This is a genomic window from Microcoleus sp. CZ3-B2 (assembly GCF_036705055.1).
GTDB lineage: Bacteria > Cyanobacteriota > Cyanobacteriia > Cyanobacteriales > Microcoleaceae > Microcoleus.
The window spans coordinates 26863-35091 of sequence record NZ_JAUBTN010000070.1; the positions used below are offsets into that span (position 1 = coordinate 26863).

Below are 8229 nucleotides of genomic sequence, written 5' to 3' on the forward strand. Positions count from 1 at the left end.
AGTTAACCCCCCCGATCGCCCTTTTGGTAAAAGCAATCGAGGGGGTTAACTATTATTTGTCAAGTATCTGAGGGTATCAGGCAGGGTCTGCTTCAGCTCGTTTTTGTAGTAGGCGGGCAATTTCTGCTTTTTCTACAAGTCCCACGAGAACTCCGTTTTCGCGAATCACGGGGAGTTCTTGTACTTTAAGTTGTTCTAGGAGAGTGACGACTTCGAGGAGGGATAATTCTGGTTTGACGGTGGTGGAAAATTCGATCGGCTTGACGAGTTCTTTGACCAAAACTTGGGGCCAGGTACCGGTGGGGATGGTTTTGAGGTCGTCAAGGTCGATCGCCCCTACCAATTGTCCCGCATCGTCGGTAACTAGGAACCGACGCCAGTTTTGAGCGTTACCGATCACGTAGTTGTTGGCAAATTCTCTGAGCGATAAGTTTTCTGGGACGATCGGGCTTTGCGCGGTAACAGCATCTGCGGCTGTCAGCCCTGCGAGTTGATTTTGGACTGTGGCATATTGTGCGGATTGACCAGCATTTTGCAACAAGAACCAACCGATTACTAAATTCCAGATCTGGCCGCCGAAAAGGCCTGTAGCAATGGCAATCCAACCAATGATTTGACCGACGCGGCTAGCAAAAATTACGCCTTTGTAAGGATTGCCGGTAATCTTCCAGACGATCGCTTTGAGGATGTTGCCACCGTCGAGGGGCAAACCCGGAATTAAGTTAAATAAGGCTAAAACTAAGTTGATCGAAGCTAAAAGTCCGACGATGGCGGCTGGGGGGCCTGACAGGCCAGCACCGATGCCGATCGCAGCTAACAAACCGGACAAAAGTAAGCTGACTAACGGGCCTGCAATGGCGACCCAAAATGCTTCGGCTGGGGTTTTCGATTCTCTTTCCAAATTAGCCAGCCCGCCAAACAGAAATAGCGAAATTGATTTCACGCCAATTCCCTGTTTGATAGCTACCCAACTGTGTCCTAATTCGTGGGCTAAAACGGAAGCAAATAATAGCAGGGCTGTGAATAACCCCAGCATCCAGGGCACTACGGGGCCTAATGCAGGAAACAGGTTAGCTAGTGCGCCGCCGTATTGCCAAGTTACTAAACCCAGAACTAGAAACCAAGATACGTTGACATAAAAGGGAATTCCAAACAGGTTGCCGACGCGAAATGTACCGTTCATAATTGGCTACCTCTGATATTATGGGCAAAAAGTTTTTTCTCTGTTTCCTTATAGTAACGAAATGTAACTCAAATGTTAATGTTTCAATTAGGGTGTTATCCGTCTGTAGAGGTTCGGTTTGCTGAATAATCACCGCCGGCTGCGGTTAGGGCTGCAGGGCTGCCAGGGGTTGACAATCGCCGAAAGAGCGGAAGTCATCTCTCTGAGGACTGAACATTATATTTATTTAAGTTTTCAATATAAGTTTTCAGTCGGTTAAAACCGATTTGACCTTTGATACGGGGAATTAATTCCCTGGCGGACTATTGCACCTCTGACTGGATATCAGTTTCAAGCAATTTTAGCTATAATCACTTACTATAAGAATAGTTTTGGTGCTAATAATTATGTCAGAATCCTTTTGGCTCGGTCGGCTGCTGCTGCAATTTAACAGCGAAGCGAGCGAGATTATTACAGATTTATCCGCTGTTGCTTTGACTCCCGACGGCCATTTGTGGCTGGGTTCCGATGAAACGACTTCCCTGGAATGTTTGTCGCCTGTCGCGCCTCATGTTTTTGGAGAACATCAAAAATTTGCGGTCGCGGATTTTATCGATTTATCGGGAGACGACGAAATCGATATTGAAGGAATTGATTTCAGCAGCAATTGCCTTTGGCTGGTCGGTTCTCACAGCACAAAACGCAAAAAACCTAAAGGTAAAGATTGCGAAGACGATATCGAAAGATTAGCCACAATTGAGACAGATGTCAACCGATATTTGCTAGCCAAAGTTCCTGTAAAAGACGGGATTTTGTACAAGTCAATTTCCCATCCTGAAAATCCCCAAATTCAATTGACTGCGGGATGCCTTCAGCGGACAGAAACGGGTAATCTACTAACAGATGCGCTCCAAGATGACTGCCACCTCGGCTTGTATTTTTCGGTGCCAATTCCGAGCAAAGAAAATGGCTTCGATATTGAAGGGTTGGCGGTGCGGGGCGATCGCATTTTGCTCGGTTTGCGGGGGCCGGTGCTGCGGGGTTGGGCGATAATTTTAGAGATAGAAGTTGAAGAAGCAGAACCGGGAGTTTTAAGGCTTAAGGAAATTGGGGAAGCAGGGAAATTGTACAAAAAACATTTTGTCGATTTGAACGGTTTGGGTGTGCGAGAATTGTGTTTTAATGGGGAAGATTTGATTGTTTTAGGCGGGCCGACGATGACTTTATCGGGGGCGACGAGGGTGTTTCGGTTAAGGAATATTTTAGGGCGATCCTCTTCGAGGGCTTCGCTAACGGGCGACAGTATTACTGGGCAAGGTGGGGGAGATTTGGAGGTTTTATTTGACTTGCCTTTTCAGGTTGGTACGGACAATGCTGAGGGGTTGAGTTTGTTTCCCTATTTGGGGGAGGAGAATTCGTTGTTAGTGGTTTACGATTCGCCGGCTGCGAGTAGAATGGTTGGGGAAAATGCGATTTTTGCGGATATTTTTAGGTTGGGTTCGTAGTGAGGATGACCGTCCGCAAAATTTAGGACTAAAGTCTTTACTATAAACAGAAATTTGGTTAATTGTCGATCGCATCTTCACCCAGCGGTTTGCTGTAGCGCTTCAATTCATCAATCAATCGAGTATCGTTAGAAGCTGTTCTCGCACCCGCTTGGGCCGCCCACCGCTTCAAATCTTCAATTTGCGATCGCGCGATCGCAGCTAATGGTACTGTATCCTCGATCGACCTCAAAATATCCTCCGTCGTCAAATCTCGGCGCTGCCCGTTCACAAAAGTGCCAAAAGCCCGGTACAATCCATCAATTACAACTTGCTCAATTTCCGCACCGCTAAAATTCTTAGCAGACTTCGCCAAAATCTCCAAATCAAAGTCGCGCAATCTAGTCGGCCGCAAACGCTGCAAATGCACCTTAAAAATATCTTGCCGTTCCGACTCTGAGGGCAAATTCAAAAAGAAAATCTCATCAAACCTGCCTTTTCTAAGCAACTCCGCCGGCAAAATCCGCACGTTATTTGCAGTTGCGACAATAAACACCGGGCTGGTTTTTTCCTGCATCCAAGTAATCAAACTGCCGAATACCCGGCGCGAAGTTCCCGAATCGCCGTCGCCGCCGCTGATAATGTTCCCGAAGGCTTTATCTATTTCATCGATCCACAAGACGCAAGGGGCGATCGCCTCTGCCAATTGTATCATTTGTCGAACGCGGCTTTCGCTTTCCCCGACAATGCCGCCGAACAATCTGCCAGTATCCAAACGCAGCAGCGGCAAACGCCATTCAGCAGCAATAGTTTTCGCCGATAAAGATTTGCCCGTTCCTTGAATTCCTACTAACAAAACGCCTTTAGGATTGGGTATACCGTAGCGGCGCGCTTCGTCAGTAAAAGCATCTTGCCGCATCTTTACCCACTGCTTCAAATTCTCCAATCCGCCGACATTTTTGAGGGATTCTCGTGAGTTGAAAAACTCCAAAATTCCTGTTTTGCGAATTGCTTGCTGTTTCTCTTCCAAAACTCCATCAATATCTGACTCATTAATTTGTTGTTTGGCCGCCAAAGCTTTAGCTAAAACCCGCCCGATCCGAGCGCGGCTCAAACCTTGACAAGCTTTAACTAATTGTTCCTTTGCTAAACCGCTAACTTGCAACTGTTCCGGTTTTTCTACAATGCGGGAAATCAAACTATCGATTTCTTGGACGTTGGGCAAGGGGAAATCAATTACTGTGGCTTCTTCTTTCAATTCTTCTGGCAATTCTAGGGAGTGAGAAGTGAGGACGATTGTTTTTTTGCTGCGCTTCAATTCCCTGGTTAAGTTACGCAATTCCCGCACTACTGGAGCATTTTTTTCGGTGTAGGGCGCTCTCAAAATTGGGTGTAAATCCCGCAGTACAAATATGGTATATTCTTCTACAGCAGTCTTGCCGATGCGATCGAGCGCCGCCATTACTGAACCTTTGGCAGAACCGTTATCTTCCCAGCCGCGCACGATATCCCAGAACAACACTCGGCGCGCGGGAGTTACTTGCAGCGCTACTTGGGCAATTACAGCTTCAATTGGTTCCTCTTCTGCGCCGACAATGTACAGCAGCGAATAGCGGGCGCGAATCATCAAATCCAGTCGCTTTACCAGTGAATCGAAAGGATTGTTTTCGCTGAGATTGACGGCATCTAATTCTCGAAATTGTGGGCGATATAATGTCATCTTATTTGATATTTTAGATGTAAATTTAACTCAACTAAATATTTTGTTTTCAGTGAAAACTTTAGTTATTCAAAATGATTAAAACTAACTAAAGTCCGTACTACCAACGAACCTTCAAATTATATCGGACTCAAGGTTTGTAGTGAGGACTTTAGTCCTTCAAAAGAATTTAAACTGACTAAAATCCGTACTGCGAACTAACCTTGAAATTATAACAGAATAGGGATAATTTGGCTACTTAGCAACTTTTCGGGCTTGTTTCACCAGATCGATGAGAGTGTGGTGGGCATCTTCGGCGTCGGTTAAAGCGCGATTGAACTTGACTCTGACAGGTACTGTTTCGCCATTTACTTCAGCGGTTAAATCCATGCCGTCGGCATCAATCGCGAGCATTTGAGCGGATGTCGCCTCTGGTTTGCCGCCGTAGGCTTGAGCGTACAGGACTACGGCGCTAGCGTGATCGTCGTTCATGTGAGTGCAGATGCGATCGCTAATTTCAGTGGAAAACTGTTCTGACATGGGGAGATTCCTCAGATGCAATATCGATCGATTGTACTGCGATTTGTCGCAACGCCAGAATATATAGCAGTTGACAGTTGACAGTTGACAGTTGACAGTTGACAGTTGACAGTTGAATTTAAAACAATATTTGTGTTTGTAGTAAGGACTTTAGTCCCGATTAGCTAAAAGCTTTAAAATAGGACTGAAGTCATCACTGCGAGCACCAATAGTCCCAGACGCACGGGCAGTCAGAAACCGGGTTTTTTACGAAAAGCTTTGGTTGTCACCCACAGATTTGGTAAAAAACCCAGTTTCTTTGTCATAGATGCGTAAATCCTGAGAAAGCTTAACTAAAAGATTTGTCGTCAAATGGCAATTCATCAAACAGCGAATCAATATCAGACTCATGGAAAGTCTCAGGCTTCGCTACTTGCTGCTTGGTTGCTTGAATGCAGCTTAGCTACTGGTAAATCAGGAAAAGTTTCTACAGCAACAGGCTGCGATTTTTCCAACTTAACTACTGGCAATTCCCCGCCATTGCCTCCATTTTTGCTAGTTTGATTCCACATCATCATTCCCAGTAAACCATCAACCAAACCGCCGCCGCTACCATTACCGCTAACCGCAACATCCGGGACAACTCGCACCTGACTATCGCCGATAATTTGCATTAATTGCAAAGCCGTATAGCCGGAACCGCCCAAAGCCACGACACCCGCCTGATAAGCTTCAGCTTGAGCATTTCCCTTCACCCGAATCGACTCAGCCTCGCCTTGAGCTTGTTTCACCTGAGAATTTGCTTTCAACTCAGCAATCTTAACGCCTTGTTCCGATTTCACCATCTCTTGTTGAATCTCAGCCAAAGCAGTTTCCCTGACCAATTGTTGCCGCTGAGTTTGTGCTAGTTGCTGCACCTCATAAGTCTTGCGCTGTTCCTCAGCAATTTTGCGGTCTGTTTGAGTTTGCATCAACTCTGCTGGCGGCAAAATATCCCCGATCAAAGTATCAATTGCTTGCACGTCGTAGGTACGCAAAGCTGCTTTGATATAATCCGCTGCTTCCGCTTGTCTGCCGCTTCTTGCCGAAAGAAAATCTAATACAGAATAAGATTGAGCCGAATTGCGGAAATAATTGCCAATTGTCGGCTGCAAAACGTGGTCTACTAAATTCTGCATCGAACCCACGCGCGAGATAACTTTCGGAGCATCCAAAGCGCCAACGTGAATAATCTGAGCTACTTCTAAATCAAAGGCAAAGCCGTCTTGAGAACGCACGGTTAAAGATGAAAGTTTAGAATCGTAACTGTGCCGTTCCGTCTTCCCCGACCAGTTCAATACTATATTAGTAGTTGGCACTAATTCTACTTTTAAGATGCGAGTATTCAGCGGATGTTTTCCTGGATAAAGAGGAGTAACCCACACCCCTTTATTGCCGACATTTACTAAATTGCCGTGGGTGAAAGCAGCGCCGCTGACATCTTCCGAGGTTTTACCAACATAGGAAATAACTGCGCCGACATAGCCGATCGGGATTTCGGTCATCGGCACTTGTTCCACGCCGACAAACCAAGGATTTAAGTTCCAGGAACCGGAAAGCAAAACTTGTTCTTGCAAACCGCGCCTACCGCCACCGCTGATGAATTTTTGCGCGTTTTGGAAGTTGTCGTGGTTCGGAATAATCGCACCTGCAATTTCGCCATCTTGAATCGGAACGCCGTCATAAGTTGTGACAATTCCTACTTTGTCGGAAGCAACTTTGTACAGTTTTAACAGTTCCGCTGTCATCCCGTGTTTGGGAGCATTTGCTGCTGTAATTACAGTAAATAATGCCGTATTAATTCGATAGCTACCACCTGTAAGGATGCCTAGTTGTCTGCCTTTTTCCCCACCGGTTCTGAAGAATTTGCGAGCATCTTGAAAATTATCGCATTCTGTATATTTACCGAGGATGCGCTGTGGCGGAATCGGTGCGCCTCCGGCTGCGATTACTAAACCAATTTCGCCTTGAGGAACTACGGTTAGAGACTCTTTGCGGACGCTGTATTGTATGGGCCAATAGCCCCAGTGCCAACCGGGGGGTAAAGTATCAGCTTGATATCCAGCTTCTCCGTTTAAGGCAATTAAATCTGCTGCGGGTAAAGACTTTTTGCCTAGGCTAAACTTTTTACTGACAATTCCCACTTCGCGATCGCCAATTACGACTAATCCGCCAAAAAACAATGGCAGGACTAGAATAATTATCATACCGCCGATCGCGATCGGGATAAATCCGCCCGGCCCTAGCTGCATTGTCTGGACGGGAACAGTGGTACGCAACTGCCCTAGCTGCAAGCTAGAATCAGGTTTTTCTGCTAGCTGGGTCGAGGTTTGTGCTGGGGGGATATCGCTAGCAGCTAATACCGGCGAGGGTTTGAAACTGGTTGTTGCACTGAGGGCTAAAGACGCCGAAACAGCGGCTGCAAACTGTTTTAAAATGCGGGCTTTGACTTGAGACTTGGGCAAAAGTGAATAAAGCATTTTTTTGATACAAGCTATAGAGTCTTATTACATCTAGCTTAAGCTTGATTCCAAGTGCCTACATAAAACTTATTGAAAGTCTGCGGTTATTTTTGAGCGAAAACAGGTTTACCAGTCAATACAACCTGTTCAATAATATCAGCCACTCGCTTGACTCTCGGGCGATCGCACAATTGCCTCTTGGAAGGCAATCGTCTACTAAACAGTATAATTCAGGAAAATATATGCCTGCAAAAGATATCTTTCATGCTGTTGTACGTTTTAAATTAAACTTGCTTGTATTTAATCCTGTAAAAGAGGAGATTGTATCATGGAGATAGAAAAATATAGAAAACTGATTCAGTCTATTATTGAAAAACACTCTAGCTGCGATTGTAAAGATCCAGAAGTGGAAACTCAAATTGCTTTCGATCGCGATCGCTACTTGATGTTTCATGTGGGTTGGCGCGGAGAAAGACGAGTTTATGGATGTGTTATTCACATCGAGATTAAAGAGGGTAAAATTTGGATTCAACGGGATAGAACTGAGGTGGGAATAGCTAACGAGCTAATTGAATCGGGAGTCCCTAAGTCGGATATTGTTCTGGGATATCGATCGCCCTATATGCGGAAGTTTACAGAGTTAGCGGTGGGGTAGTGGTTGCGATCGGAAAATAAGTAGAATCATCGTACTGTTTGGTATTTGCTGCGAATGGCGATCGATCCAGTGCAGGAATTTACCGCACACTCAGCAATTCATCAAGCTTGTTTTTTAATTCGGGCGATGCTATTAGAGAACGCCACAGAATGATTGATCCTATAATAGTCAAAATATAATTTCAGTGTGCAGCCTATCTTATGTCTCTA

The 8229-nt window shown here is 45.5% G+C and carries 7 protein-coding genes; 2 read left to right on the top strand and 5 right to left on the bottom strand.

Annotated features, from left to right (window positions below):
- Positions 1-76: 76 nt before the first annotated feature.
- A complete protein-coding gene (locus QUA97_RS23935; RefSeq protein WP_194067702.1) occupies positions 77-1183 on the bottom strand; it encodes a site-2 protease family protein in 1107 nt (368 codons plus the stop codon).
- Between the two features lie 386 nt (positions 1184-1569).
- On the opposite strand from QUA97_RS23935, the gene QUA97_RS23940 reads away from it, so the two are divergent.
- Positions 1570-2667: a DUF3616 domain-containing protein gene (locus QUA97_RS23940; RefSeq protein WP_194067703.1), complete on the top strand. Its 1098-nt coding sequence runs from the start codon at positions 1570-1572 to the stop codon at positions 2665-2667.
- Between the two features lie 58 nt (positions 2668-2725).
- Here the strand turns inward: QUA97_RS23940 and QUA97_RS23945 are convergent, their stop codons facing one another.
- The 4 genes from QUA97_RS23945 to QUA97_RS23960 form a co-directional block, all read right to left on the bottom strand.
- The gene (locus QUA97_RS23945; protein ID WP_333196545.1) at positions 2726-4366 is read right to left on the bottom strand and encodes an AAA family ATPase; all 1641 of its coding nucleotides are present in this window, start codon (positions 4364-4366) and stop codon (positions 2726-2728) included.
- Positions 4367-4600: 234 nt separating this feature from the next.
- Positions 4601-4885, bottom strand: a complete 285-nt coding sequence (locus tag QUA97_RS23950) for a DUF2470 domain-containing protein (RefSeq protein ID WP_194067705.1) — start codon at positions 4883-4885, stop codon at positions 4601-4603.
- Between the two features lie 246 nt (positions 4886-5131).
- On the bottom strand, positions 5132-5275 hold the full coding sequence (locus tag QUA97_RS23955) for a hypothetical protein (protein ID WP_333196547.1): 144 nt from the start codon (positions 5273-5275) through the stop codon (positions 5132-5134).
- Positions 5276-5283: 8 nt separating this feature from the next.
- Positions 5284-7383, bottom strand: coding sequence for an SPFH domain-containing protein (locus tag QUA97_RS23960; protein WP_333196549.1), 2100 nt, complete (start codon positions 7381-7383; stop codon positions 5284-5286).
- 310 nt (positions 7384-7693) lie between these two features.
- Here QUA97_RS23960 and QUA97_RS23965 point away from each other — a divergent pair, with 310 nt between their 5' ends.
- A complete protein-coding gene (locus QUA97_RS23965) occupies positions 7694-8020 on the top strand; it encodes a XisI protein (RefSeq protein ID WP_194067707.1) in 327 nt (108 codons plus the stop codon).
- The last annotated feature ends 209 nt before the right edge of the window (positions 8021-8229 follow it).

Coding starts and splice junctions, on each gene's coding strand:
- QUA97_RS23935 (WP_194067702.1), bottom strand. CDS start 1,183: ATGAACGGTACATTTCGCGTCGGCAACCTGTTTGGAATTCCCTTTTAT.
- QUA97_RS23940 (WP_194067703.1), top strand. CDS start 1,570: ATGTCAGAATCCTTTTGGCTCGGTCGGCTGCTGCTGCAATTTAACAGC.
- QUA97_RS23945 (WP_333196545.1), bottom strand. CDS start 4,366: ATGACATTATATCGCCCACAATTTCGAGAATTAGATGCCGTCAATCTC.
- QUA97_RS23950 (WP_194067705.1), bottom strand. CDS start 4,885: ATGTCAGAACAGTTTTCCACTGAAATTAGCGATCGCATCTGCACTCAC.
- QUA97_RS23955 (WP_333196547.1), bottom strand. CDS start 5,275: ATGAGTCTGATATTGATTCGCTGTTTGATGAATTGCCATTTGACGACA.
- QUA97_RS23960 (WP_333196549.1), bottom strand. CDS start 7,383: ATGCTTTATTCACTTTTGCCCAAGTCTCAAGTCAAAGCCCGCATTTTA.
- QUA97_RS23965 (WP_194067707.1), top strand. CDS start 7,694: ATGGAGATAGAAAAATATAGAAAACTGATTCAGTCTATTATTGAAAAA.